Below are 23,456 nucleotides of genomic sequence, written 5' to 3' on the forward strand. Positions count from 1 at the left end.
CATGCCCGACATGAGCGTGGCGCCGGCGCCCCAGCCGACCGAAACCCAGCCATTACCCATGAACGCCACGCCGGATCAATTCGGCGCGGGGGTGTTTGGCGAGATCGCGCAGGGGGCGGCGCAGATCAACGCCGGGCTGGAGCAGCGGCGCGAAATCGACATGAAAAATGCGGTCGATGCGCAGGCCGGGGCGGCGCAGGTGGCCCTTGCGCAGTTTCAGGCGCGTATGAGCGACGTGGAGAATGCGGCGAAGGGCGACAGCCGCATTCCGGCCAACACGTATCAGGCGGCGATTTTGGGCCGGTTTGATCAGGACAGCCCCGCCCTTCTTTCCGGCATAGACAATCCGATTGTGGCCCGCATGGTGAAAAACCAGTTGGGCGAAATGCGGGCGCGGTTTGCGCAATCGAGCGGCGATTATCAGACCGTATCCTTGGCGCGGTTGGCCAATGCCAATACGCTGGCAGCGGATAATGCCAATGACACGCTGGCCGGAACGGTGTTGGCGCTGGGCGATCTGCGCATGATCCAGAATCGCAGCGCGGACCTTTGGCATCATCAGCCGGATTTGACGAACGAGCAACGCGCGATGGGCACGATCCAGAGCGCGCAAAAGCAAGCACTATCCTATGCATGGGGGTGGGCGCAGCGCGACGGCGCGGAGGCGATCAAGCGCATCGACAATGGCGAGTTCACCGAAGCCGGGGTGCCCGCCGAGCAGTTGCATGTCTTGCGGTCGGCGGCGATGGCGCAGGTGGCGCATGCCGAGGAGCAGAAGCGCGCCCAAAAGGCGGCTGATAAAGCGCAGTTCAATCAGGACGCCAGCCTGTTTCTCGCCCGCGCGCATGACGGAGAAAATATTTCGCCCGTGGAGGCCGGAGCGCTGGCGCAGACTGCACTGGGCTTTGGGGAAGAGGTCAAGGCCCGCGAGATTACGCGCGCGCTTGAAGATCAGGGGTTCGCGCAAAAGTATCGCATTATGGCGGTCAATTCTGTCAGGATGCAGCAGCAGATTGCGACCTTGGCGGCCAAGCCCCACCCCAACCCCATGGAGCAGCGCGAGCTGGCATGGGCGCAGGAGCATGCGCCAAGTCTGGCCTCGCGCTTTGCCGCTGATCCGGTCGCCTATATGGCCGAATTGGGGCAGCGTGGGGCGCAGCCGCCTGCGCTGAATTTGGCAGATCCGCAAAGCATTATGGCGCGCGATCAATGGTCGATGCGGACTGGCGAAGCAAATGGCGTGTCCATGAAGCCGATGGCCGAGGCGGAAATGGAGCCGATGCGCAAGCAAATCGGCATCAGTGTGCAGGGCAGGCTGGAAGCATTGCAGCATCTGGACCCCCTGCCCCCCATGCGCCGATTGGAATGGGCGCGCGCGATCATGCCCAATGACAAGCTGTTTCAGCAGGAAGCCATGCTGGCCCCCGGCGTGCGCGATCTGGTGCATTCAGGGAAGATTATTCAGGAAGGCAATCAGGGCTATTGGCCATCCAACAGTATGAACCTGCCGGATCAGAGAAAATCGGCGCAGCAGCTTACCAATTTCGACGCGATGATTGCCAATACGTTGCGCAATGTGGATGCTGAAACGGTGGTGGCCGTTCAGCAGAACATGCGCAATTACCTTGCCGGAAAGTTCAAAAGCCAAGGCAAGGCCAATGCGCATCAGATTACCGGGGCTGATCTGCGCGAGGCGGCGACCTATGCCTTTGGCGGCCAGATGAAAAATGGCCAGCAATATGGCGGCGGCATGTTGTGGCGAGAGCCGCAGGGGTTTGTTGTAGCGCCGGAAAATATGACAGGGGCGCAATTCTTCAATGCCATCCGGGCGGATCTTGCGGCGCAGGTTAAGGCCGGGCATGGCCCTGTTGAACCAAACGGGCATGATTTCGACCTGAAGAAAGCCACGCCTGTCTTTATCGGCAACGGGGTATATCGTTGGGAAACCGGCACAGGCCCGAATGCCTCCATCGTCCTTAACAAAAAGGGACAGCCCTATATCACGCGGATTGGGGGCCAGTAATGGGCGGCGTTCTTGCAACCGCGCGCGTTCTTTCGCCCGAGGCGCAAAACATTCCGCAGCGGCAGGCCAGCAGCAGCGATGATACCAGCCCCGGATTTTTCGAAGGGATCGCGGCCAGCTATCGCAATTCGAAAGATGAATTGCAGAATGTGCAGCAGAACCGGCTGAATGACAGCTATACCGATCTGGTGCGCGACGTGGCGCGGGCCAGCGGAGTGCCGATTTATAAATTCCGCCGCCCCTTCGCTGGTCGCGCCGATATTATGGATGCGGGCGATCCGTGGAACACGGAGGCGGTATGGAGCCAGATTGGCCGGTTGCGCGCCGCCGATCCCAATGCGCTGGCCGCAGCGGGCAAGGATCAGGCAGAATTTGAACGAATGGTGGTGACGCGCCAAGGGCAGCATCAGGCCGATCAGCAAATGGCGGCCAAGGCGGGGATGGTCTCCGGCGTTATCGGCGGGTTTGGCGCGGGGTTTCATGATCCGGTCAACTGGCTGGGCATGATGCTGGGCGGCCCCGGTTCAACCACGTTTGCGCGGGCGCTGCTGAATTCCGCCGCAACGAATGCGGTGGTGGCCGCCGCCGCCGAGCCGGGGCGCGTAATGGCGCGCAAGGCGATGGGCGAGGAAACGACCTTTGGCGATATGGCCAAGGATGTGGGCATGGCCGCTGCGCTGGGCGCCGGGATGCATGCCACCGTGGCCGGGGCGGCCAAGGGCCTGCAAATGGCGGTGGATCGCATTCCCTTGAGCGCCAAGGTGGGGGCCGCGCTGAAAGCGTCAAACCCGCAGGCGGCCGATCTGGCGCAGGTGGCGAAGGCATTTGAGGATCGGGTGCCCGAGATTTACCGGACGCCGGATGAGGCGGCGGCGCTGAATGTCGTCAACCGCGCGGCGGAGGTGGCGGCAAGCAACCCGTATGAATCGACCTATGCCGGGCAGGATCTGCATCAGGCGCGGTTGAGCGGGGCGACCGAAAGGCTGTTGACCGGCGCAGCGGAGCGCGCGGTTCGCGCGCGCGGCCTTGACCCTGAAATCGTCTCGTTCTTTCGCGGCAAGGGTTTCAGCGAGGGGCAGGCGCGCGGGATTGCCGCAGGCATCGCGGCAGAAAGCGGCGGGAACCACAGGGCGGTCAACCCCAAGAGCGGGGCCTTTGGGCTGGGCCAATGGCTGGGTTCGCGCCGGGCGGCCCTGATCGAGCGGTATGGGGAGAACCCGACCAAGGCACAGCAGCTTGAATTTCTGCACCATGAATTGACCGGGGGCGATCATGGCGGCCGCCACGTGCTGGCGCAAAGCGAGGAAAGCGCGGTACTGGACGCCTATATCCGCAAATTCATGCGGCCCAAGGCGGGCGCGGAAACCGATGGCGATTTAACGCGGGGCATGGCCGCGCTGGGGCGCGGCGAGGAAATGGCGGCGCGGGCCGAAGGCATCGGCGATATGGCCGATGCGGACGCGGCCATGGCGGATGCACGGATGATGGCCGCCGAAGCCAATGCGATGGATATGGCCGGCATGGCCGCGCGCGGGGATGGCACAGCCGAGACGGTGCCGGGCCTTGATCCGCACCCCAGCGAGACAATGCCAAGGCTCCAGCTTGATCTGTTTTCCGATGAAACCACGGCGCGCGTGGCGCAGGCGCAGGCGGACGCCGATGCGATGGGCATGGAAACGCCCGTCTATACCCGGCAACAGGCGTGGATCGAGGCGCGCGATCAGGTGATGCAGGCGCAGGCAGGCGAAGCGCCGGGGGCGTTGTATCACCCCGAAGTGGGGCCGATCGATGTTGTATGGGGCGAACCGGGCAACGGGCGCAACACCGGGTGGGGTCTATCCAAGATTGTGGCGCGGCATCCGGAGGTATTGGACGATCTGCCCGCGATCATGGACCAGTTGCATTTTGTGCCCGAGCGCAGCGGCAACAATCGCGCGGTGCTGGAAAGCGACGATCACAAGGCAGTGGTTCGCCTGACCATGGACGGGCAAAGCAAGCGCTGGCTGCTGACCGCGTTCAAAAAGGAAGGTGATGCCCCGTCGGTTCAGACTACCCGCCGCGAACCGATCAATGCGCCAGACGGACGGTCTACCGGCGCCGGGGCTGATGCGGATATAAGCCTTTCGCCCGAAAGTGGCAAGGGCGCGCCGATGGCGGCCAAAGATGCCCCCCGGCCTGACCTTGCCCAGCCCGGCGCCGATGTGGGGGCGGACCCGGTGGGCGCGGCGGCGCAGGTGCAGGCGGACGGGATGCTGCACGATGTGCGCGCCGATCTGGACGCGGGGAAGTTGAAAGATGTAAAATTCACCGTGAGCGACACGGGCGAAGTGATCAGCGCAGAGCAGGCTTTGGCCAGAATGGATGCCGATCAGGCCGCCTTTGATGCATTGAAGGGGTGTTTGTGATGGGAAAGAACGCACCGCCGCAAAAACGAGTCCACGAATCGGGCGAATGCGAATACGCAAAAGCCCATGGGCGCAGGAAAAGGATTCTTGGCTGGCTTTGCCATCTGGTTGGTTGGCACCGTGGCGGTCGCATATATCACGCCAGAGCCGCGATGCCGGGATGGATCGTATTCGGCGGCAATTGGGCGAAGAGGTGCCTGTTCACATCATGGCGGGGTGCATCATTCCGCAGTGGGGCTGTTACGGTTTCCGGTACTTGTCATTGCGATTGTAGTCGGTGCGAAAATTGCAGATGGCGAGCCGATATTTCGCGCGCCGCCAAAGCCCCCGCCGCCGATTGCGCGGCCGCCACAAGAGCCGCCCCAGCCCTTGCCACCCCCACCACCGCCGCCGCCAAGGAGAATGCCGGAAGAGGGGTCGCCGGGATGCCCACGCTGCGGCGCGGCGATGATAAAGCGGAAGGCCACGCGCGGCCGAGGGAAAGGCGAATTCTTTCTCGGCTGTTCCGAATGGCCAAAATGCAGCGGCAGCCAATCGCTGCCACCGGATCAGCGCAAGCCGCCAAAACAGAAGCGCAAATAGACGGCATCAGCATCCCGATCACGTCATGCGCAAAAGAACTGTTCCCATACATGGAGGTGCCGGGCCGCTATACCGCCGTTGAAATCAGCTTTGATGGCGGGGAAGATTTGATGTTTTATCCGCTACTGGAAGGCGGGAAGTAGGAGTGTCAGCGTCGATTTGCCTCATGCCAGCGCGCGAGGACTTCAGCGTATTCTCGTTGGGTGGCGCGGTGTCTGCCGACGGAAAAGGCAATCAGGTGTATGACAGTCAAAAGAAGGTAGCTGGTTACGCGATTAGGGGTAAACCATCCTTCGCCGCGCGGCCAAAAAGCGGGATAAAAGCCGCCATACACGATCAGCCAAGCGATAATTACATGGATTGCCAAAGGCAAAGCGACAGGATTGAGGCTGCCAGCGAACAGGTAAATGTACAAAGTTCCAGCGCCGCCAAAGATCAAAAATTGTACAAGGCCCTCAAAATCCATCCTCGCCCCCTTCCGAACCCAGATATCAAATCAAACGAAGCAGCGCATGCAGCCCGGTCGCGACAGCAAAAATTGCGCCGTGTTGAAGCAGAGTCCATACAATGAGCATAGTGTTTGCCGCCGCCATGGAGCCCATTTGCCCAAACTTTGGGGTTGGCAGTCCATTGTATTTGCGCACCCTCTGCATTTGGGCGGCTCTGCTGGCGACGAACAGGCTGATCACAATGAATGGGATAAGAAGCCAAGGCCAATACCCATTCCATCCGGCAATAGCGGAGCCAATCCACATAGCAAAAATCAGAACAGCCACGAAGCCCCCCCTTGTCTATCGAGTCGTTAAGACTTATAGCGGCCCTTGCACGGTATGTCCCGTGCGAGGGATTAGCCTCCCTAAAATCAAAGGTGCGACCCGCGCCACACGTCCTCGTGAGGGCGCGTTTTCTTATGGTCGGGCGCGTTGCGAGCACCCTCGGGTGCGCCGCTTACCTTTGAGCGGTAAGGCTAATCGTGGCGCGTCCGGCCACCAGCGTAGCCTTGCTGTGGTCGGACCTTATCAAAGGACCGGCAAATGAACGCCCCAATCAATTTCACGTTTCACGAAAAGCAAATGCGCGTTGTGATGATCGACGCGGAGCCATGGTGGGTTGCCAATGATCTTTGCGGCATCCTTGGGCTGCGGAATGTCACAATGGCGATTAAGCGGCTGGACGATGATCAGGTTGCCCTAAATCTGATTGAGGGCATAGGTAAGAACGGTCCCGTCAACATCGTCTGCGAAAGCGGCATGTGGATGCTGGTGCTGCGCAGCGACAAGCCGGAGGCGGAGGAGCTTCGCCGCTGGTTGACGCGCGAAGTTCTCCCCGCCCTGCGCAAGACAGGCCGGTATGAAATGCCCGGCCATGAACCGCCGCCGGTTCAGGCGATGGATATGGACCCGATCCGCATGCAGGCCGGGGCGAACGTGGTTCGCCTTGGCCTGCGCCTTTATGGGCCGCATGCCGCGCGCAGCCTGTGGCTTCAGGTTGGCCTGCCACCTGTTGCGCCCGACAGCGAGACGGTGATCGATATCGACCCTTTGGCGCAACCCCTGCTGGCCTATCTGGACGGCAGGGCGCAGACCACGATCCAGCAGGCCGCCGAGGGCATCGGCATCAGCAGCCCCGATTGGGCCACGCGCCTGCGCCTTGCCCGGATGCTGGCCATGTGGGGTTGGCAGGGCAAAACCGAAAAGGTGGGCCGAAAGGCCGTGCGCATCTATCGCCGCCCCAGCCAGATCATGGAGGCGCAGGCATGATCGGGATCATGGTGCCGGGTGGCCTGCAACTGGCCGAACTCAAGCGTGCGGGCTGGTCGCTGGCGGCGCAGCGCGGGCTTGAAACCGATGCAATGGACAGTTTGATTGAACGTATCGAGCGGACGGCGCGCCACAACGTGTTGCGCCGCGCGCTGGCGGAGGCCGCCAATGATGAAAGGGATGATGCACCATGAGCATAGCGGCATGTCTGACCAAGCTGGTTGAAGAGGGCAAGCTGGACGCCGAGCGCGCGCAGCGCTGGCGCGAGGAATATGACCGGCTGCGGAAATCCTATGGCAAAACCATGGGGCAGGTTGCCGCAGCCGAGGCGGCCAGCAAGGATATGGTGGACGCCATTGAATGGCGCAACATCAACAACCGCCGTCAGACGCTGTTGCAGATCAAGACCCAGCAGAACATTTTGGGCCGGCTGCAAAGCCATATGGAAAAAGGCGGCAGCGCAACCTCTGTCGCCGTTTCCATTATGGAGCATCACGAGGCTGGGGATCGCGGGCCATCGGTAGAGAATGTGCGCGGCGCGCTCTATCGTCTGGCATGGTCCAGAATGCAGGGGTTCCTTGGCCGGTATGAGCGCGACCTGTTGGGGCGGGTGCGCCATGGCGATGAATTGCGCGAGATGGTGCGGGCGCTGCGCGGTGAGCATACCGACAATGCCAGCGCCAAGGAAATGGCGCAGGCGGTGGGCGATACGTTCGAATGGCTGCGCCAGATGTTCAACAATGCGGGCGGCAATATCGCCAAGCTGGCCGATTGGGGTTTGCCGCAGAGGCATGATGCCCTTGGCATCGGCAAGGCCGGGTTTACCGCGTGGTGGGATTTCATCCGCCCCTTGCTGAACCCGGAAAAGATGATGGACGGGGCCACCGGCAAAGCCTTTGCCACCGAGGACGCCTTGCGCGAGGCGGGCGAATATGCGTGGCGGGCGATTGTATCACATGGGATGGACGGACAGGTGCCGGGCACGGTTTCCGGCCCCGGCAAAATGGCCAACAGCCGTGCCGATCACCGGTTCTTTGTGTTCAAGGACGCTGATGCGTGGCTGAAATACAATGACCGTTTCGGCAGCAGTGATCCGTTCGACGCGGTGATTGGCCATATTGACAGCATGACGCGCGACATTGCCGCGATGCAGGTGCTTGGCCCCAACCCGGCGCAGACGGTGCGCTGGATCGGCGACATTCTGAAACAGGATGCTCTGCCCACAATTGAGGGCGGCAAGACGATCAAGCTGGAAAAAGATGCGGGCAGAGCGGCCAAGGAAGTGGCCGATATGTGGGATTATTACACCGGCACATTGACCGCTGTCGCCCCGGAAAACAGGACGTATGCGCGGCGTTGGTCCGCCCTGCGCAACTGGAATGTGGCGACCAAGCTGGGCAGCGCATTTATTGATGCGATTGTCACCGACCCGACCTATGCCGGGGTGACGGCCAAGATGAACGGTCTGCCGGTTATGCGGGTGTTGAGCGAATATGTGAAAGGGTTTCAGCCGTTCAACAAAGGGCATCGCGAGATTGCAGAGCATGCGGGGCTGGTGTTCAGCGAAATGACCAGCCGGGCCGAGCGCATGTATCGCGAAGGACAGGGTTTTAATTTCCATGAATTATCGCGCCGATTCGCCGATGGCGCGATGCGCACATCGCTGCTTTCGCCGCATACTGTGGCGATGAAGCAGGCGGTCGGGCTTGGTTTTATGATGGATTGGGCGGACCATGCAGGCCGCGCCTTTGATAAGCTGGAGGCGCCCAAACGGAAATCGTTGGAGCGATACGGGATCACCGCGGCGGATTGGGATCGGCTGCGCGCCATTCCCATTGTGGAGGATGGTGGCAAGAAGTTGCTGCGCCCCGGCGATCTGGCGCGCGAGGGCGGCGATGAAGGTTTAGCCAGCGCCGTTAAGTTCATGAGTCTGATTGACAGTGAATTGCGGTTTGCCGTGCCCAGCGAGCAACTGCGAGCGCAAACGAAAGTGGCGACACTCAACAATAGTGTCAGAATTGAGCGTGGAACGTTGGCCGGTGAAATGCTGCATAGCGCCAGCCAGTTCAAAACCTTTTCGGCGATTGCGATGTTCACCCATATTCAGCGCGCGCTTTATGGGGCCGAAGGTGGTATGTCGCGGATTGCCTATGCCTTGACGCTGCCGACGCTATTGATCCTTGGTGGCTATCTGTCCAACTCCATGCGCGAAATCGCGACCGGCAAAGACCCTTCGCCATGGTTCACCCTGGCCGGATTTGGCCGAGCGGTTGTTCGCAGCGGCGCCTTTGGGTATCTGGCGGACATCGGGGCAAATGGGCTTGATGATCGGCATGGCGGCCCGATTGCCAGCTTTGTTACAGGCCCGACGATTGGGTCGGTGGTCGATCCACTGTTCAGCATGGTTGGCGGCAACATCCGTAAGGCCGAGGAGGATAAGGACACCAACCTGCAAGCGGAGGGCTATCGGTGGGCGAGGCAGGCATTGCCGGGCAACAATATCTGGTATGCGCGGCTTGCGCTTAATCGCCTGTGGCTGGATCAGATGCAGACGCAGTTCGATCCTTATTACGCGCGAAGCTGGGCGCGGATGGACCGCGCCGCGCGCGAGGCGGGAACAGAATTCTGGATGGCACCGGGACAAACTGCGCCGGATCGCGCGCCCAACCTCGGCAATGCCATGGCGACCCCACCCCAACCTTGACGCATCCGGCCCCTTGTGAGAAATACAGAGCCGCTGGCCTAGCGTGAATTCGCGCCCCAGCGGCCCTGGCACGGAATGCCCGGCGAGCAGCCGTAAAACGCCAGAAGCGGCCCCGAACCTGTCGGCTTAGCCCTTCGCTCTGATCCAGATGAGCGAGGGCAGTATGACGGTTGCGGCCGAAACACCGTGGAACAGCAGCAATGGCGACGGTTCGACCGTCAGCTTTGATCTGGGCTTTACCTATTCCGATGTGGGCGAAGTCATTGTCGAAGTTTTGATCGACGGCGTGGCCACGGTGATGGATTACACCATCATCGGCCAGAATGTGGTGTTTGACAGCGCACCCCCGGTGGGCAGTACGGTCAACCGCAGCCGCGCAACATTGGCGGATCAGGAGGAAAATTTTCCGGCCAATGGGCGGTTCCCCTCTGTCAGCTTTGAAAAGCAACTCGATCGACATACTCGGCTTATTCAGGAATTGATGTCGAGTGCAGCGCGGACGTTGCGCATCCCCGATCTTCCCGGCTCAATCGCATTGCCCGGCGCGGCGGATCGGATTTTGACCAGCACCGGCTTTGACGAGAACGGCGCACCGACTGTCCGCACGGCGCGGGATGAGGCGCTGTTCCTCAAGCTGGAAATGATGGCCTTGCTGGGCGCCGGGTATAAGGGCGATCCGGGCGGGAATGTGATGGCGGTGGGGCCGTTTGACAGCCTGACCGGGATCAGTGTTCCAGCGGGCACGAATTATATTCAGACCGCCAGTTATGCCACGCCCGCCAGCGGCAAGCGCGGCAAGGGCGCAGCGCGCTATTGCTTTGTGCCGCAGCCCATCACGTTGCCCGCAGCGGGGCAAGGCAAGTGGTGGTTTACCGATGCGACCGGCAAGCGTTTTGCGATTGATGAGGTGTTTCCGACAACCGACCATTTCGGCGGCATTGGCGACGGCAACAGCGCGGCGGCGGACACGGCGGCGATTGAGGCGGCGTGGCTGTATTCGCAGGTCGGCGGCAACTGGTGGTCGCCCGCCGGGGGCGGATCGAACGGCACGATCAATTCGGCGGCCGTGGTGCGGCTGGGCGGCGGCAATTACATTTACAACGGCCCCGGATTGGTCAACGGCGCGGCCAGCGGAAGCAGCGCAACGCTGCCTGTGGTCATCATGGGGGCGGGCAAGGATGCGACGCGCCTGACCATCACGTCGGCGGTGTCGCTGGTTTTGTGCAAATCGGCGCGGTCGGCCTATGTCGCCAATCTGGAAATCATCGGCGGGACCGGCGTTTTTTATTGGGAGGGCACCACCGGGTTGGTCACGGCCAGCAAGCCGGTGTTCATCGACGTGTCCTTCGTCGGCTTTCGCGATTTCGCCATCGGATCGGATCGCCCGGACCATCCCGGATTGCAGGTGTCGCGGTGCAATTTCAACGGCGCGCCCACGGCGGGCACGGCCAGCGCAAGCAGCACAACGGGCGCGCTGTTCGGCATTGCGTGGTGCGGCTATACCGATGAAGTCACGATCCAGGACTGCACCGTTGGCAATGTCCGCTATGATTTCAAGTTCGGCCAGAATGCGGGCAATATCTCGAACCTGAAGGTTTTGCGCTGCGCCCACTTCGACGGGTGGGACGCGGGCGGCGTTTCCTATCGCGCGGCCAATATCTGGTGCGTGGCCACGGATTCGAACGTCAACACTGGCGTTGGCTGCATCCTTGCCGATAGCAAATTTGGCAATGAGGGGCGCGGCATCGGGTCCGAGCCGGGTACGCCGCGATACCTGTTTGCGCGCGAGGACGTCAGCAATCCGGCCTTGCTGCCCACACAGCGGGTGCATAGCGAAACCGACACCAGCGGATATGTGGTGCGGCCTATCATCCGAAGCAATGGCATGTTCGGCGTTTCGGGCGAGAGCGGCGGCTATGTCAAAGCCTGCATCGCGCAGTTCGCCATGCATTGGGAGCGCACCAATACGCTGGGCGGTGCGCTCAAGCCCTATATCCTGCAATTTTCCGATGCGGTGATTGCGTCCGGGCTGTTGAGCCCCAGTGTACCCAAGATCATTATCGAGGCCACGCCAAAGACATTCGAGAACGTCAACGGGCAGATCTGTAAAGCGACCAATTACGACCCGGCGACCACACTGTTCGACCCGATGGGCGATGCGCTGGACACGGCCAAGTCGGTTGTGGGCGGGACGCAGGGATGCGGTTACAAGCTGCTGCTGGCCGCGCATGCATCGACCATGAGCCTTGCGGGGGGAGGATCGACAGCGGCCAGCGTGATTGCGGATGCGCGCGGGGCGGCCGGTCTGGCGCGCACGGTGACGATCAACAATGCCAGCACAGGCGCGATCTATGTCGGCAATATCGCCGGGTTTGACCAGACGAAGCCGTTGCATGTGGAAATCGAACTGCGCAAGTCGGCCAGCAATCCCTTGCCCTATGTGCAGATCGGATTGTCGCGCACCTCGCCCGCATTGTTGGCTACCTATGCCCCGGTTGAACTGACGGCCAATTGGCGCACGGTGCATAAGGTTTTCGATTTCAAGGCGCTGTCGGACACCGGGTTCAATTTGAACGTGCAGGCGTTGCCCGCATCGTGGGCCAGCGGGACGGCGCAGAATTTCGATATCGGCACTGTGCGGGTTTATCAGTGCGAGAACGCGCATGACGGGCGCATCATGGGCCTGTTTGATCCGGGCGATGCCGATAGCACCGCGACGGCAGGGGTTACGCCGGAGCATATCGCCACGATCACGCCGTTGACCGCAGACCGCACACAGATCCTTTCGACGGCCAACAGATTGCGCGGTGATCTTGTCCGTGTGTCGCGCGTGGACGCGGCAGCATTCAATTTCGTCGTCAGGAACGCGGACGGCGCGGGGACAGTGCTGGCCACGATGGCGGCGGGCGCAGACGCGCAATTCAAGTTTACCGGATCAGCGTTCATCCGTGTTTCGCTGGGGACGGTGTGATGGCGGGCAAAGGGGCATGAGATTGGATCATCAAAAAAGCATCGCGATGGCGGGCGATGTGATGGCCAGCGCGGGGGCGCTGGTCATGGCCGCATCGCATTGGGCCGAGGTTTTGACGCCCATCGTCACGCTGCTTGTCGGGTTGGCCACGCTGGCATGGTGGGGTTTGCGGTTTGTCGATCGGTGGCGGGGCAGGAGTGTGGGCGAATGATGGCGTGGATCAAGCGGAAATGGGCCGAGGTTTCGACCAAGGCGGGAACGGTGCTGATCGCGCTGGCCGGTTATGTTGCCGAGGCGGCCCCGCAATACGCCGGGTTTGATCGGCGCATTGCCTATGTCGGGATTGTGGCCGGCGCGTTGCTGGTGGCGTTTCGCGAGAAGGGGAAAGCCGATGGCCAGTAAACCCGCAGCCACGCGCAAGGTTGCGCGCAAGCCCATTGTCATCACGGCCGCGATAGCGGGTATCCTTTTTGGGGTTTACGGCCGCGAAGGAGATTTTTCCAATCACAAGCTGGATCGTGGCGGGGCAACCCGGTTTGGCGTGACCGAGGTGGTCGCGCGGGAAGAAGGCTATCAGGGCGATATGCGGGCGTTCCCCAAGCATTGCGACGACGCTCATCCGGTCTGCGCCGATCAGATTTATGCCCGGCGGTATATGGCCGACAATGGAGCGCTGGCGATCATCGAGCTTTCGCCCGCGATCACGGCCGAGTTGGTCGATACCGGCGTCAACATGGGACCGCAGACGCCGCTGCCGTGGTTTCGCGAAGGGTTGAACGCGCTGGGCGGCTATCGCCTGCCGGTGACGAAGGCTCGGTTGATGGCCGATGATGTCGGCGCGCTGGCGCGTTTGCGCGCGCGCAAGGGCGGGCTTTGGACCTGCATTGCCATGCTCGATTACCTCGATGCGCGCCAGCGCCAGCGGTACGACGCCATCGTGCGCGCCGACCCCAGCCAGAAGGTGTTTTACCGCGGCTGGATCAACCTGCGGATCGGGAATGTGGACCGGCGGGAATGCCGGAAGGAGGCGGTGTGAAGGCCGCCGCCTCTGCCGCGCTGAAATGGATGCGCGATCATGGCGGCGATGCCGCCGTGGCCCGCTGCAAGGAGGGTGGCCGGATCTACCTCGCCCAGGGCGAACATGCGCCCTTCATGCCCTCAACCGCCCGGCAGCTGATCGATGCTGGATTAGCGGAATATGTCGATCAGGGCGGCCGCAAATCGGCCCGCTTTCGTCTCACGGAAAAAGGAATGACCCCATGACCAATATGCGTGCCAAGTTGCAGATTGCCAGCGTGACCAAGCATGACGGCGGCAATGAAACCATCAAGTTCCATGCCGTTGCCGCAAAATCCTATGCCGAAACCGATGGGCTGGATGAAGACAATACCTTCGCCAAATACAGCCCTTCGGCATCGCTGGAAATCCTGATCGCCAATCCGGCACTGCATGGCCAGTTCGAACCGGGCCAGAAGTTCTACGTCGATTTCTCTCCGGCGGCATAAGGGAGCGGGCTATGTTTTCCATCCCTGCTATCTGGACCGCCATCAAGCTCTGGCAGGGATGGCAGCGCATCGGCGGCGGGCTGAAATGGCTGTTTGCCCATCCCATGGCGGCGCTGGCGCTGGCGCTGGGCGTGTGGGGCGTGATCGAGCATCGCGCGGCCGCCAGGTGGGAGGGCGCCTATCACAAGCTGGTGACCGATACGCAGAGCGCAGCCGATAAGGCCGCCAAGGATCAGGCCGCCGTCAACCATCGCCCCGCCGCCGCATCGGCGGCGATTGCGGAGAAATCCAATGCCGATCAGTCGCTTTATCAGGCTGGCCTGCGGGCTGGCGCTGCTTACGCTCTTGCTCACCAGTTGCGGCCCCAAAATTCGTGTGGCCCCGGCCATACCGATTTGCCCGGAGCCGATCACCCTGCCCCGGTCGATGACGGAGAGGATCGACGATTTGGTGACGTCATGGTTGCGGTCAGTCGTGACGACTTCGACCGCTGCACCAGAGCCATTACCCGCATCGCCAAGGTGCATAACGACGCCCAAGCCCTGATCGCGGCGGGGGTGGCCAAACCTTCGGAAGGAAAGTGATATGACGACAACGGGTTTCGCCGCGCCCAACGCGCGCCAGTATGTGGAATTTGAAACGACTGACAGCCGGGGCGGTTTTGCGCGGGTGCCAGCGGCAGCGCTGACGAATGCGTCAGGTGAAGCGTTTGGACCGGGCAATCCATTGGCGACATCATCGGATGGCGTCAGCGATGCCGCCGTTACCACCGGCAGCGTGACCAGTGCGGCAACCGTCATGACGTTGAACACGGCCGGATTTGGCGGCGGAAGTTTCCAAATTACCAATATCGGCAGCGGCAATACTGTTTCGTTTGAGCAATCAAACGACAACACCAATTGGGTGGTTTTGCCGGTGAATATTGCCAGCAATACCTATTCCAACCCTGTCACCGGAGCGACCGCAACAGGCATCTATCAATTTGTGTCGGTTTGCGCCTATGTCCGCGCCCGCGTATCGACCTATGGCAGCGGGACCGTTGCGATCAGCGCAACCCAGAAGCGCGCCCGTCCAGTACCGGACCAGACGGGTTATGTCGCCTTGTCGGCGGCCAGCGCGCAGATTGGCTATGTCCTCAATTCAGTGGGCTATACCGATAGCACAACGGCGCTGGGTGGTTCGGCCACTTATACCGGCACAAGCCGAAGCACGGCCAGTTTGGGTTGGGCGGCGAAATTCAAGGCGCGGGCGTTTACGGATCAGGCCGGAACGCTGACCATTGAACAATCTGTGGACAGCGGCACAAATTGGCGAACGGTGGGCAGTGTGGCTGTATCGGCAGGTGTGGCCGCGAACCTGTCGGTTGATGTCACGGGCGCCTATGGCTCGACGAATCTGTACCGCGTCAAACTGGTGAACGGCGCGTCGGCGCAAGGGTTGCTGAACCTGTCATCCGCGTTTTCGGCCAACTGATTGGAGAAGTGCAATGGAATATGACCCGAACATTGCCCACATCACCGCCGAGGATGGCACCGTGTTTCAGGTGCTGAATGAGGCGGGGGATGATTGGGATGAAGCGGCCACGCGGGCGAAATATGAGGTGTCGGCAGAGTCGCATTAAGCGAATTTGGCAATGCGTGTTGGAATTCCAACTTTGAATATGTTGGAATTCCAATCGCTAATGCGGCTTAAGTCTTTGAAAAAATGGTGCACCCGACGGGATTCGAACCCATGGCCCTCAGATTAGGAATCTGATGCTCTATCCTGCTGAGCTACGGATGCACTCGGCTTGGCCATAATGGCGCGTCGTCTGACTTGCAACCACTGGCGCGCACAAAAGGTTCAGTTAATCTCTTCGGGCGGGGCGACCGGGACCAGCAAAGGCATGATCTCAACCCCTTCTTCGACCAGAGCGCGCGCGTCTTCGGGGCTGGCCTGACCGTGAATGGGTGCCGGTTCCTTGTCGCCATAATGCATGGCGCGGGCGTCTTCGGCAAAACTCTTGCCGACCCAGCGCGAGGATTTCAGCGCTTCGGCCTGCGCCTCGACCACAACCTTGATCGCGGCTTGCAATTTCTCGCGCACTTCGGGCGGCAATGGTGGCGTCGGGGCCGGACCAGCAGCAGGCGCAACCATCGCCTGCGTCGGCGCGGGAAGCGATGGCGTCGCCACCACCTGTTGATTGCCCTTGCGGTTCAACCGGGGCGCCATCGGTGCCTTGATCACATCATGGCTGTCGCATTGCGGGCAAGTGACGAAACCGCGTGCCTGTTGACGCGTAAAATCATCCGAAGAGGCGAACCACCCTTCGAAACGGTGGCCGTTTTCACGGCAGGCAAGATCATAAACAATCATGGCGTTCAGGATGTAAGAATGGGTCGGCGATTGACAAGGCTGGGCAATTGGGCGCGCACTTCGACCAAGCGCTGCGGCTCGATTTCGGCAAAGGCAAGCCCCACCGCATCCCCGCCCATGTCGAGCAGGACATCGCCCCACGGGTCAACCACCAGACTGTGGCCATAGGTGGCGCGGCCATCCTGATGCTGGCCCACTTGCGCGGCGGAAACGACATAGGCGCTGGCCTCGATGGCGCGGGCGCGTTGCATGATGTGCCAATGCGCGGCCCCAGTGGGCACCGTAAAGGCAGCCGGAATGGCGATCAGATCACAGCGCGCACGACCCAAAGCCTCAAACAAGGCCGGAAAGCGCAGGTCATAGCAGATCGCCAGCCCCAACCGCCCCGCAGGCGTTTCAACCGTCACCACCTGATCACCGGGACGATAGGCGCGGCTTTCGCGCCAACTCTCACCCCCCACTCCATTCTTGGCTGCAAGATCAACGTCGAACATGTGGATCTTGTCATATTGCGCGGCGATCTGCCCCGTTGCATCGATGACAAAGGTGCGGTTGGCGGCGCGCTCCTCGCCCTCAACCTTGACGGCCAAGGAGCCAAGCACGACCCAGATCCCCTGCTCCGCCGCCACATTTTGCGCCGCCGCCAAGACAGGGTTTTGCGATGCCGGAACGATATGGGGCGCCGCCCTCGCCCGGTCACGGTCAATCAAACCGCACATTTCGGGCGTGAACAGCATCGTCGCCCCGCCGGCCTTGGCCGCGCGCGCCGCCTCGACAATCGTGGCGGCATTGGCGGCGGGATCGATCCCGCTCGTCATTTGAAGCAGGGCGACGCGGGCCATGTTACAGGCCCAGCAGCGGGTTCAGCTTGCCCGCAGCGTCCAGCGCGTGAATGTCATCGCTGCCGCCCAAAGCCTGATCATTGACGAAAACCTGCGGCACGGTGCGCGCGCCCGGATTGCGTTCGCCCATCTCGCGGCGCTTGGCCGTATCCATGGTCACGTCGATCTCGGTATAGGCCACGCCCTTGCTGTCCAGCAAAGCCTTGGCACGCACGCAATAGGGGCAACCCCATTGGGTATAAATTTCGACCTTGGGGGTGGTCATCAAACAAGTCCTTCTTTGTCGTTTGTCCGGGTCTTGAAATAGGTCGCGGCTAACATATCTCAAGATCCGTGTCATGCGCCGCACCGGGCATGACCACAATCAGAAAGCGCCGACAAGGGCTTTCGTCGAACCGAAAATTGCTCAAACGCAAGAGGATTTTTGATATGACCCGTTTTGATTTCACCCCCTATCGCCGCAACACCGTTGGCTTTGACCGCTTGTTCGACCTGCTGGAAAACGTCAATCGTGCGGGCGGGGGCGACAATTATCCCCCCTTCAACATCGAACGCAAGGGCGAGGATTCCTATCGCATCACGCTGGCCGTGGCCGGGTTCAAACCCGCCGACATCGACATCACCGCACAGCAGAACCTGTTGGTGATCCAGGGCCGCAAGCATGACGAGCACACCGCCCCGCAAGGCGAATATCTCCACCTGGGCATTGCCCAGCGCGGGTTTGAGCGCCGCTTTGAACTGGCCGATTTTGTCCGGGTCGAGGCCGCCAACCTTGAGGACGGCCTGCTGGTGATCGACCTGTTGCGCGAAGTGCCCGAAGCGATGAAGCCCAAGAAGATCGCCATCGGCACCGCCGGCCCGGCTGCTCTGACCGTGGTCGAAGGCAAGAACGCCGCTTAACCCCAAGACCGAGGAGCCTTCCGCCCCCGCGCGGAAGGCTCTGTTTTCAAACGTTGTTTACGGCGCGGGCCAATTGCCCGACCTGAAGCGCAAGGCTGACCAGTTCGGCCTCACGCCTGACCCCGCATTTCTGGAAAATCGACCGCAATTGGGTGGTCACTGTCTGAACACTGGTGTTACGGGCCGCGGCAATCATCTGGCGGTTTTGGCCCAACGCAACCATCGCCGCCACATCCCCTTCGGCCTGCGTCAAACCCAAAGCATCGGCCAGAACCGAGCCGTCGATCTGATCGGCGCGAACCGGCGATCGCAAAGTAACAATGGCCGCCGGGGCAAAGCCCAAACTCCACGGCCGCATGGGCAAGGCATTGACCTCTACCAACAGAGGCGGGGAAACCTGCGGCACCCAAAGATCATGGGCAGGAATAGGCTGCAAGGCAATGGCCGCGCCAATGGCATTTTGAAGATGCCGGTCAAAGGATGCAGAGGCCGCATGCAATTGTCCGTGAACGATTTGAAGCACCCCTGCGGACAAAGTACGTTCGGCCGATTGCGTACACGCGCAAACCCGCCCCACCCCATCAATCAACACCGCAGCCGCCCGCATCGTTTCGAGCGAACCGCACAGCAGATCGGTCCCCTGATGATCGATCGCGTTTTGCAACCTGACCGCCGAAAGGACATGGGGCAAGGATTGCGCAAACAAATCACGCTGCTCAATCGTCGTCAGCCCATCGGCTTGGCCATGCAACATGGCCAGACCGATCATGGACTGATCATTGCGCATCAGGACCGATTGACATCCAAATTCGCCGTCCATCTCGCGCACATGGTCCAGATAGACCTCGTTCGTACCCATTATCTGGCGAGAATGGTCGTAGTCGCGTTCAAACGAAACCTCCATCGGCGCGGCCATGGCGCCGATGCGGTAATTGACTTCGGGCTTATAAGCCTCGATTTCAAGGAAAAGTTGTCCATATTCAAGCGGCGCATCGGTCATCCAGTTGAACCGGGCGTGGCGCTCATTCATGGCAATCAAGTGCGCGCGCGACGATCCTGTCGCGCTGGCCAGCGCCCGCAACGCCTTGTCCCACCCATCATCCGAAAATGGCGCGGCAAGAAATGCCTCCGCCAAAGCCTGAATCGGAATCGCATTTCCCCCTGTTACAGTGTCAGGTTAACCTTCGTCACCCCCTCGTGCAATGGGTTCCACGGGGCCAAAAGGCCGAAAATCTGCGATTTTTGTCTTGGTTGACGCCGGTTGCCGTCTCGCCCATGGGTGGTCAATGACTGATAATCGGCAACCCACATCCTGTTTCTTCACCAGCCAAAACCTGCGTTTGCATTATCTGGACTGGGGCAACCATGGCGCGCCATTGCTGATCCTTCAGCATGGCGGGTTCGATCATGCCCGTTCGATGGACTGGATCGCGCGCGAATTGGCCGATGAATGGCATGTCATCGCGCCCGACCTGCGCGGTCATGGCGACAGCGCCTGGTCGGTCGATGCGGCCTATAACATGGCGGCCTATATTTTTGACTTTGCCAATCTGATCGAGGCTTTGGGACAGGACAAAGTGACGATCTGCGCCCATTCTCTGGGCGCGATGATCACCACGCGCTTTGCCGGTATCTATCCCGAACGGGTGGTCAAATTCGTCAATATCGAAGGGTTAAGTGTCCCGCAGCAAGCCAATTCGCTGCTTTCCATCACACCTTTTGCCGCGCGGATGCGCGAATGGGTGGCCCTGCACCGCGCCGCGCCGCTGCGCAAGGTCCGCCGTTATGCAACCGAGGAGCAAGCCCGCGAAAGGATGCGGGAAAAGAACCGCCATCTGAGCGAGGTACTGGTGCGCCACTTGACGCATCACGCGCTGCGCCGGAATGAGGACGGCAGCTATAGCTGGAAATTCGACCCCCGGCTCAACATCTTTCCCGCCGTCGATTTTCAACAGGCTGATGTCGAAAGCCTGTGGCAGGCCGTCGAATGCCCGATCCTGTTCATTCAGGGCAGCGAGAGTTTCATGCCCAATCCTGTCACGGATGGCCGCATCAATCATTTCCGCAACGCGCGCCTGATCGAATATGATGAGGCCAGCCATTGGCCCCACCATGATCGTTTTGACGCCTTCATGCGCGACCTGAAGGCATTTCTGGCCCAAGGTTGATCGGTCAGTTCTTTAATTGCGCAATCTCGGCACGCAATTCGGCAATCGTCACCAATGGCCCGCGCACATATTGGTCCAGCGTGGGCAGGTCGGTCAGGCTGACACCATTTGCCGCGGCGTAATGGGCGATCAGATCGTCCGATTCCCGCATATAGACGCCCGGTGCGACCTGAACCGTGGGGAATGTGGGCCGTTCAAAATGCTGGCCCAATTCCTCGCGGATAGCCGTTTCACGATCATCGCCGGGGGCAAATTCGCGAAATTCGAAATTATCGCGCAGACCTGATTCCAGCAGGAACAGACGGAATTTAAGCGACCACGGGCAACGATCCTTGAGATAGACGACAGGGCGAAAGTCGGTGTGGCTCATGGTGGACATCCTGCTTGAGGGAAGGCCCCGTTTCGACCGTCTATGCTATGGGTTGTCAAGCCGCCTGGCACGCGCCGTCACACGGGACGCGGTGAAAAGCCGGAAACAGAGCGGATGAACAGCGCGACAAACCTGTCATCCCGTTCATATATGTCGCACATCTATCCTCATGTGCAATCGTATATTGGCGCATAAAGCCGCAACGGATTCTGCCAAAAGAACAAAAATTGCGGCAAAAATGTCACCTTATACGCCTTTTTCCGCTTGCAAGCCGATTCCTTGGTAACAATCCATGTTTTGTTGGTTGTCCTGCCCGACAAACGGGGTCTAGGAGAGATGCCGGTCGTGAGCCGCCCCCCGGCAAGCGATCGAAAAAACATAAATTTCTTCGCCAAGTGAATGAGGACATTTCTATGACCAACCTCCGCCAAGCCCTTCTGGCTGGCGTCGGCTCCGCATTGGCGGTGGCCGTCAGCACCCCCGTATGGGCCGCCGATGAACCCGCCACCGACATCGTCGTGACCGGTACCCGCGCCCAGAACCGCACCAAGCTTGACTCCGTCGCCCCCGTCGATGTCCTCTCGCTGGAAAGCCTTTCGCATCAGGGTTCGACCGAACTGGGTGCCTCGCTGGCTGCTGTCGCCCCCTCGATCGACTTCCCCCGCCCGGCCGGTACCGATGGCACGGACTCGATCCGTCCCGCCACGCTGCGCGGTCTTTCGCCTGACCAGACGCTGGTGCTGATCAATGGCGTGCGCGGCCACACCTCGGCCCTGCTCAACGTGAACGGTTCGGTGGGTCGCGGTTCGGCGGCTGTCGACCTCAACACCATCCCCACCCTGGCCCTGTCGCAGGTCGAAGTGCTGCGTGACGGCGCCTCGGCACAGTATGGTTCGGACGCCATCGCGGGCGTGATGAACCTGCGCCTGCGCGAAGCCAGCCATGGCGGCGGCGCGACCGTTTCCTATGGTCAGTATGACACGCAGTTCAACGGCGCCCGTTCGTCGCGTCACATCTCGGACGGCGGCACGCTGACCGTTGGCGCATGGCAGGGCTTCAAGCTGGGCAACAATGGCGGCTTCCTGACCGTCACGGGCGAATATCTGGATCGCGGCCTGACGGCCCGTTCGGACCTCGACACGCGCACCCAGACGGCGACCGCACTGACCCCGGCCACCCCGGCGGTGGTGCGTTCGCGCATCGGCGATCCCAAGGTTTTGCAGGGCACCGGCTACGTCAACGCCGCGCTGCCGATCGGCGACACCAATTGGACCGCGTTTGCCTTTGGCGGCTATCAGTTCCGTGACAGCACCAGTTCGGCCTTTGCGCGTGAGCCGGGCAATGTGAACAATGTTCTCTCGATCTATCCCAACGGCTTCCTGCCCCAGATCAAGGTCCTGTCCAAGGACCTGACCGTGACGGCGGGCGTGCGCGGCCAGATGGGCGACTGGAACGCGACGATCAAGGCTTCCTATGGCCGCAACCGTCTGGACTATCGCACCCAGGGTTCGCTCAACTCGACCTATGGCGCGGCCTCGCAGACCAGCTTCTATGACGGCGCGATGATCTATGATCAGGCTCTTGGCGGCATGGATCTGGCCAAGCTGTACAAGCTGGGCGGGACCGACCTGAACGTGGCATGGGGCGTGGAAGTGCGCCGCGAAGGCTATCGCATCATCGCGGGCGAGCCGACCTCGTACAACCGCGGTCCGGTCAACAACAGCCCCAACGGCGGTGCTGTTCTGACCAGCGGCGCGCAGGGCTTCATCGGCTTTCAGGCGGGCAATGCTCTGAAGACCAGCCGCATCAGCAACGCGATCTATCTGGACCTCGAAGCCAAGCTGCCCAGCATCTTCACCTTTGGCGCAGCGGTTCGCGGCGAACATTATTCCGACTTTGGCGACATTGCCACCGGCAAGCTTTCGGCCCGCGCCGATATTGCCGACTGGTTCGCGCTGCGCGGCACGGTGTCGACGGGCTTTCGCGCGCCCTCGCTGCAACAGCAGTATTTCACCTCGACCGCTTCGGTCCTGACCACGCTGCCCGGCCAGACCGTGCCGACGATCGTGGAAACCGGCACCTTCCCCTCGACCAGCAACATCGCGCGCGCGCTGGGCGGTCAGGCGCTGCGTCCTGAAAAGTCGACCAACTTCTCGGCAGGCGCGGTGTTCCGCAAGGGTGGCTTTGACCTGACCATCGACGGTTATATCATCAAGATCCGCGACCAGTTGGGCCTGTCGGAAAACATCAACCTGTCGAGCGCTGATCAGGCAACCTATGGCGTGTCGGCAGCCCGCTTCTTTATCAATGGTCTGCACACCACGACCAAGGGTATCGACATCGTCGGCCATTACAAGCTGCGCACCGCATCGGTGGGCACGTTTGACCTGACGGCGGCGGCCAACATCAACAAGATCACCGTTGACAGCTATCCCACCTCGTCGCTTTCCACTCTGTTTGCGCGTCAGCGTATCCTGACCATCACCGATGGCACGCCGGGCGAAAAGCTGGTCGGCAGCGTCGACTGGTCGTTTGACAAGCTGGGCGCGACGGCCCGTGCGTCCTATTATGGCAATGTGATCCAGCCTTCCTCGACGGCGGCTGGCGATCTGAGCACGGGGCGCAAGACGATCATCGATCTGGAAGCGCGCTACAAGGTTCTGCCGATGGCCAGCCTGTCGGTGGGTGCGAACAATGTGTTCGACATCTATCCCAAGCAGACCCCGGCCAACCTGCTGGCCACCAATGGCGCGGTTGCGTTCCCGTATTACTCGCCCTGGGGTTTCAACGGCCGCTATCTCTATGCCAAGCTGAGCCTGAACTGGTAATCGGATAGGCATAGCTGAAACAGGAAAGCGCCTCGCCTTGTGC

General features: G+C 61.1%; 25 protein-coding genes and 1 tRNA gene. 18 read left to right on the top strand and 8 right to left on the bottom strand.

Annotated features, from left to right (window positions below; translation table 11 throughout):
* The first annotated feature begins 1 nt into the window (after position 1).
* The 3 genes from ACZ9HU_RS11365 (at position 2) to ACZ9HU_RS11375 (ending at position 5,010) form a co-directional block, all read left to right on the top strand.
* Positions 2-2,023, top strand: a complete 2,022-nt coding sequence (locus tag ACZ9HU_RS11365) for a hypothetical protein (protein WP_476105130.1) — start codon at positions 2-4, stop codon at positions 2,021-2,023.
* Positions 2,023-4,428 carry a phage tail tip lysozyme gene (locus ACZ9HU_RS11370; RefSeq protein WP_476105011.1) on the top strand — a complete coding sequence of 802 codons (2,406 nt, stop codon included), beginning with the start codon at positions 2,023-2,025 and terminating at the stop codon, positions 4,426-4,428. The genes ACZ9HU_RS11365 and ACZ9HU_RS11370 overlap by 1 nt, the downstream gene beginning before the upstream one ends.
* Before the next feature lie 447 nt (positions 4,429-4,875).
* Positions 4,876-5,010: a hypothetical protein gene (locus ACZ9HU_RS11375; protein ID WP_476105128.1), complete on the top strand. Its 135-nt coding sequence runs from the start codon at positions 4,876-4,878 to the stop codon at positions 5,008-5,010.
* Between the two features lie 148 nt (positions 5,011-5,158).
* Here the strand turns inward: ACZ9HU_RS11375 and ACZ9HU_RS11380 are convergent, their stop codons facing one another.
* A complete protein-coding gene (locus ACZ9HU_RS11380; RefSeq protein WP_476105012.1) occupies positions 5,159-5,476 on the bottom strand; it encodes a hypothetical protein in 318 nt (105 codons plus the stop codon).
* A gap of 25 nt (positions 5,477-5,501) precedes the next feature.
* Positions 5,502-5,786 (bottom strand): hypothetical protein, encoded by a 285-nt coding sequence (locus tag ACZ9HU_RS11385; protein ID WP_476105014.1) that lies wholly within the window; start codon positions 5,784-5,786, stop codon positions 5,502-5,504.
* Positions 5,787-6,044: 258 nt separating this feature from the next.
* Here ACZ9HU_RS11385 and ACZ9HU_RS11390 point away from each other — a divergent pair, with 258 nt between their 5' ends.
* The 12 genes from ACZ9HU_RS11390 (at position 6,045) to ACZ9HU_RS11445 (ending at position 15,571) form a co-directional block, all read left to right on the top strand.
* Complete coding sequence (locus ACZ9HU_RS11390; RefSeq protein ID WP_476105016.1) at positions 6,045-6,770, top strand: BRO-N domain-containing protein; 726 nt, start codon at positions 6,045-6,047, stop codon at positions 6,768-6,770.
* Entirely contained in the window at positions 6,767-6,964 is a 198-nt protein-coding gene (locus ACZ9HU_RS11395) for a hypothetical protein (protein WP_476105018.1), read from the top strand. The genes ACZ9HU_RS11390 and ACZ9HU_RS11395 overlap by 4 nt, the downstream gene beginning before the upstream one ends.
* A complete protein-coding gene (locus tag ACZ9HU_RS11400; protein ID WP_476105019.1) occupies positions 6,961-9,474 on the top strand; it encodes a hypothetical protein in 2,514 nt (837 codons plus the stop codon). The genes ACZ9HU_RS11395 and ACZ9HU_RS11400 overlap by 4 nt, the downstream gene beginning before the upstream one ends.
* Positions 9,475-9,622: 148 nt before the next feature.
* Positions 9,623-12,445 (top strand): hypothetical protein, encoded by a 2,823-nt coding sequence (locus ACZ9HU_RS11405; protein ID WP_476105021.1) that lies wholly within the window; start codon positions 9,623-9,625, stop codon positions 12,443-12,445.
* Positions 12,446-12,467: 22 nt separating this feature from the next.
* Positions 12,468-12,656 carry a hypothetical protein gene (locus tag ACZ9HU_RS11410; protein WP_476105022.1) on the top strand — a complete coding sequence of 63 codons (189 nt, stop codon included), beginning with the start codon at positions 12,468-12,470 and terminating at the stop codon, positions 12,654-12,656.
* On the top strand, positions 12,653-12,847 hold the full coding sequence (locus tag ACZ9HU_RS11415; RefSeq protein ID WP_476105023.1) for a hypothetical protein: 195 nt from the start codon (positions 12,653-12,655) through the stop codon (positions 12,845-12,847). The genes ACZ9HU_RS11410 and ACZ9HU_RS11415 overlap by 4 nt, the downstream gene beginning before the upstream one ends.
* Complete coding sequence (locus ACZ9HU_RS11420) at positions 12,837-13,481, top strand: glycosyl hydrolase 108 family protein (protein WP_476105024.1); 645 nt, start codon at positions 12,837-12,839, stop codon at positions 13,479-13,481. The genes ACZ9HU_RS11415 and ACZ9HU_RS11420 overlap by 11 nt, the downstream gene beginning before the upstream one ends.
* Positions 13,478-13,708 (top strand): hypothetical protein, encoded by a 231-nt coding sequence (locus tag ACZ9HU_RS11425; protein ID WP_476105026.1) that lies wholly within the window; start codon positions 13,478-13,480, stop codon positions 13,706-13,708. Before ACZ9HU_RS11420 ends, ACZ9HU_RS11425 begins: the two co-directional genes overlap by 4 nt.
* Positions 13,705-13,950: a hypothetical protein gene (locus ACZ9HU_RS11430; RefSeq protein WP_476105028.1), complete on the top strand. Its 246-nt coding sequence runs from the start codon at positions 13,705-13,707 to the stop codon at positions 13,948-13,950. Before ACZ9HU_RS11425 ends, ACZ9HU_RS11430 begins: the two co-directional genes overlap by 4 nt.
* 11 nt (positions 13,951-13,961) lie before the next feature.
* Positions 13,962-14,534 (top strand): hypothetical protein, encoded by a 573-nt coding sequence (locus ACZ9HU_RS11435; protein WP_476105029.1) that lies wholly within the window; start codon positions 13,962-13,964, stop codon positions 14,532-14,534.
* Between the two features lies 1 nt (position 14,535).
* Positions 14,536-15,423: a hypothetical protein gene (locus ACZ9HU_RS11440; RefSeq protein ID WP_476105030.1), complete on the top strand. Its 888-nt coding sequence runs from the start codon at positions 14,536-14,538 to the stop codon at positions 15,421-15,423.
* A 13-nt stretch (positions 15,424-15,436) separates the two neighbouring features.
* Positions 15,437-15,571, top strand: a complete 135-nt coding sequence (locus tag ACZ9HU_RS11445) for a hypothetical protein (protein WP_476105033.1) — start codon at positions 15,437-15,439, stop codon at positions 15,569-15,571.
* A gap of 84 nt (positions 15,572-15,655) precedes the next feature.
* Here the strand turns inward: ACZ9HU_RS11445 and ACZ9HU_RS11450 are convergent.
* The 4 genes from ACZ9HU_RS11450 to grxC all read right to left on the bottom strand — a co-directional run bounded on the left by ACZ9HU_RS11450 (position 15,656) and on the right by grxC (position 17,412).
* Positions 15,656-15,732 (bottom strand) — tRNA-Arg (locus ACZ9HU_RS11450).
* A gap of 60 nt (positions 15,733-15,792) precedes the next feature.
* Positions 15,793-16,305 (bottom strand): DUF1178 family protein, encoded by a 513-nt coding sequence (locus ACZ9HU_RS11455; protein WP_476105034.1) that lies wholly within the window; start codon positions 16,303-16,305, stop codon positions 15,793-15,795.
* Between the two features lie 5 nt (positions 16,306-16,310).
* Positions 16,311-17,147, bottom strand: a complete 837-nt coding sequence (locus tag ACZ9HU_RS11460) for a carbon-nitrogen hydrolase family protein (RefSeq protein WP_476105036.1) — start codon at positions 17,145-17,147, stop codon at positions 16,311-16,313.
* Between the two features lies 1 nt (position 17,148).
* Positions 17,149-17,412: a glutaredoxin 3 gene (gene grxC / locus ACZ9HU_RS11465; RefSeq protein ID WP_476105039.1), complete on the bottom strand. Its 264-nt coding sequence runs from the start codon at positions 17,410-17,412 to the stop codon at positions 17,149-17,151.
* Positions 17,413-17,576: 164 nt separating this feature from the next.
* On the opposite strand from grxC, the gene ACZ9HU_RS11470 reads away from it, so the two are divergent.
* Positions 17,577-18,047 (top strand): Hsp20 family protein, encoded by a 471-nt coding sequence (locus ACZ9HU_RS11470; RefSeq protein WP_476105041.1) that lies wholly within the window; start codon positions 17,577-17,579, stop codon positions 18,045-18,047.
* 46 nt (positions 18,048-18,093) lie between these two features.
* On the opposite strand, the gene ACZ9HU_RS11475 is transcribed toward ACZ9HU_RS11470, so the two are convergent.
* A complete protein-coding gene (locus ACZ9HU_RS11475) occupies positions 18,094-19,182 on the bottom strand; it encodes a helix-turn-helix transcriptional regulator (RefSeq protein WP_476105043.1) in 1,089 nt (362 codons plus the stop codon).
* 151 nt (positions 19,183-19,333) lie between these two features.
* On the opposite strand from ACZ9HU_RS11475, the gene ACZ9HU_RS11480 reads away from it, so the two are divergent.
* Positions 19,334-20,215 (top strand): alpha/beta fold hydrolase, encoded by an 882-nt coding sequence (locus ACZ9HU_RS11480; protein WP_476105045.1) that lies wholly within the window; start codon positions 19,334-19,336, stop codon positions 20,213-20,215.
* A gap of 4 nt (positions 20,216-20,219) precedes the next feature.
* On the opposite strand, the gene ACZ9HU_RS11485 is transcribed toward ACZ9HU_RS11480, so the two are convergent.
* Entirely contained in the window at positions 20,220-20,585 is a 366-nt protein-coding gene (locus ACZ9HU_RS11485) for a glutathione S-transferase N-terminal domain-containing protein (protein WP_476105047.1), read from the bottom strand.
* A 413-nt stretch (positions 20,586-20,998) separates the two neighbouring features.
* Between ACZ9HU_RS11485 and ACZ9HU_RS11490 the strand changes: the two genes are divergently transcribed.
* Positions 20,999-23,413: a TonB-dependent receptor plug domain-containing protein gene (locus tag ACZ9HU_RS11490; RefSeq protein ID WP_476105048.1), complete on the top strand. Its 2,415-nt coding sequence runs from the start codon at positions 20,999-21,001 to the stop codon at positions 23,411-23,413.
* Positions 23,414-23,456 lie beyond the last annotated feature (43 nt).

Source organism: Novosphingobium sp. Sphag1I (genome assembly GCF_056279125.1).

Bases quoted from the DNA above. Each gene is read 5' to 3' on its own strand.
- ACZ9HU_RS11365 (WP_476105130.1), top strand. From the start codon at position 2: ATGCCCGACATGAGCGTGGCGCCGGCGCCCCAGCCGACCGAAACCCAG.
- ACZ9HU_RS11370 (WP_476105011.1), top strand. From the start codon at position 2,023: ATGGGCGGCGTTCTTGCAACCGCGCGCGTTCTTTCGCCCGAGGCGCAA.
- ACZ9HU_RS11375 (WP_476105128.1), top strand. From the start codon at position 4,876: ATGATAAAGCGGAAGGCCACGCGCGGCCGAGGGAAAGGCGAATTCTTT.
- ACZ9HU_RS11380 (WP_476105012.1), bottom strand. From the start codon at position 5,476: ATGGATTTTGAGGGCCTTGTACAATTTTTGATCTTTGGCGGCGCTGGA.
- ACZ9HU_RS11390 (WP_476105016.1), top strand. From the start codon at position 6,045: ATGAACGCCCCAATCAATTTCACGTTTCACGAAAAGCAAATGCGCGTT.
- ACZ9HU_RS11395 (WP_476105018.1), top strand. From the start codon at position 6,767: ATGATCGGGATCATGGTGCCGGGTGGCCTGCAACTGGCCGAACTCAAG.
- ACZ9HU_RS11400 (WP_476105019.1), top strand. From the start codon at position 6,961: ATGAGCATAGCGGCATGTCTGACCAAGCTGGTTGAAGAGGGCAAGCTG.
- ACZ9HU_RS11405 (WP_476105021.1), top strand. From the start codon at position 9,623: ATGAGCGAGGGCAGTATGACGGTTGCGGCCGAAACACCGTGGAACAGC.
- ACZ9HU_RS11415 (WP_476105023.1), top strand. From the start codon at position 12,653: ATGATGGCGTGGATCAAGCGGAAATGGGCCGAGGTTTCGACCAAGGCG.
- ACZ9HU_RS11420 (WP_476105024.1), top strand. From the start codon at position 12,837: ATGGCCAGTAAACCCGCAGCCACGCGCAAGGTTGCGCGCAAGCCCATT.
- ACZ9HU_RS11430 (WP_476105028.1), top strand. From the start codon at position 13,705: ATGACCAATATGCGTGCCAAGTTGCAGATTGCCAGCGTGACCAAGCAT.
- ACZ9HU_RS11435 (WP_476105029.1), top strand. From the start codon at position 13,962: ATGTTTTCCATCCCTGCTATCTGGACCGCCATCAAGCTCTGGCAGGGA.
- ACZ9HU_RS11440 (WP_476105030.1), top strand. From the start codon at position 14,536: ATGACGACAACGGGTTTCGCCGCGCCCAACGCGCGCCAGTATGTGGAA.
- ACZ9HU_RS11445 (WP_476105033.1), top strand. From the start codon at position 15,437: ATGGAATATGACCCGAACATTGCCCACATCACCGCCGAGGATGGCACC.
- ACZ9HU_RS11455 (WP_476105034.1), bottom strand. From the start codon at position 16,305: ATGATTGTTTATGATCTTGCCTGCCGTGAAAACGGCCACCGTTTCGAA.
- ACZ9HU_RS11460 (WP_476105036.1), bottom strand. From the start codon at position 17,147: ATGGCCCGCGTCGCCCTGCTTCAAATGACGAGCGGGATCGATCCCGCC.
- grxC (WP_476105039.1), bottom strand. From the start codon at position 17,412: ATGACCACCCCCAAGGTCGAAATTTATACCCAATGGGGTTGCCCCTAT.
- ACZ9HU_RS11470 (WP_476105041.1), top strand. From the start codon at position 17,577: ATGACCCGTTTTGATTTCACCCCCTATCGCCGCAACACCGTTGGCTTT.
- ACZ9HU_RS11480 (WP_476105045.1), top strand. From the start codon at position 19,334: ATGACTGATAATCGGCAACCCACATCCTGTTTCTTCACCAGCCAAAAC.
- ACZ9HU_RS11485 (WP_476105047.1), bottom strand. From the start codon at position 20,585: ATGAGCCACACCGACTTTCGCCCTGTCGTCTATCTCAAGGATCGTTGC.
- ACZ9HU_RS11490 (WP_476105048.1), top strand. From the start codon at position 20,999: ATGACCAACCTCCGCCAAGCCCTTCTGGCTGGCGTCGGCTCCGCATTG.